Annotated in this window: 1 protein-coding gene; it reads left to right on the top strand. The window is 74.6% G+C overall.

The window, feature by feature from the left end:
- On the top strand, nt 1-904 hold a 904-nt coding region (gene dxr / locus HMPREF0731_RS21990; protein WP_007006469.1), incomplete at both ends, for a 1-deoxy-D-xylulose-5-phosphate reductoisomerase.

Here is a 904-nt window from a genome sequence, read left to right as displayed (position 1 = left end):
GGGCAGCGGCATCGCCTGCGCCGCCGGCCGCGACGCGGTGCTGGAGGCGGCCGCCCGCCCGGCCGACTGGACCATGGCCGCCATTGTCGGCGCCGCCGGGCTGGGGCCGGTATTGGCCGCCCTCGGCCATGGCGGCACGCTGGCGCTGGCCAACAAGGAGGCGCTGGTCTGCGCCGGTGACATCGTGCTGCAGGCCGCCGCCCGGCATGGCGCCACCCTGCTGCCGGTCGATTCCGAGCACAACGCCATCTTCCAGGTGCTGGAGGCGGCCGACCCGGCGGCGATCGAGCGCATCATCCTGACCGCCTCGGGCGGGCCCTTCCGCGAGGCCAGCCGCGAGCAGATGGCGCGCGCCACGCCCGAGCAGGCGGTGCGCCACCCGGTCTGGTCGATGGGCGCCAAGATCAGCATCGACAGCGCCACCATGATGAACAAGGGGCTGGAGCTGATCGAGGCGGCGCGGCTCTTCCCGGTGCCGGAGGAACGGCTCGGCGTGCTGGTGCATCCGCAATCGGCGGTGCACGGGCTGGTGCAGTATCGCGACGGCTCGCTGCTGGCGCAGCTGGGCACGCCGGACATGCGCACCCCCATCGCCCATGCGCTCGCCTGGCCGCGCCGCATGGCGGTGGCGCTGCCGCGGCTCGATCTCGCCGCGCTCGGCCGGCTCGACTTCGCCGAGCCCGACCTCGCGCGATTCCCGGCGCTGCGCCTGGCGCGCGAAGCCTTGCGGGCGGGAAGCGGAGCCCCCACCATTCTGAATGCCGCGAACGAGGTGGCGGTGGGGCTGTTCCTGGAACGGCGCCTCGGCTTCCTCGACATCGCCGCGGTGGTCGAGGACAGCCTCGCCGCGCTGGGCGCGCCAGAGGTGCCGGATCTCGACGCCGTGCTGGCGCTGGACGCGGCC

This window comes from Pseudoroseomonas cervicalis ATCC 49957 (assembly GCF_000164635.1).
GTDB classification, from domain to species: domain Bacteria; phylum Pseudomonadota; class Alphaproteobacteria; order Acetobacterales; family Acetobacteraceae; genus Pseudoroseomonas; species Pseudoroseomonas cervicalis.
The sequence above is the reverse complement of the archived record's forward strand: the minus strand, read 5'-3'. Positions and strand labels throughout refer to the sequence as shown.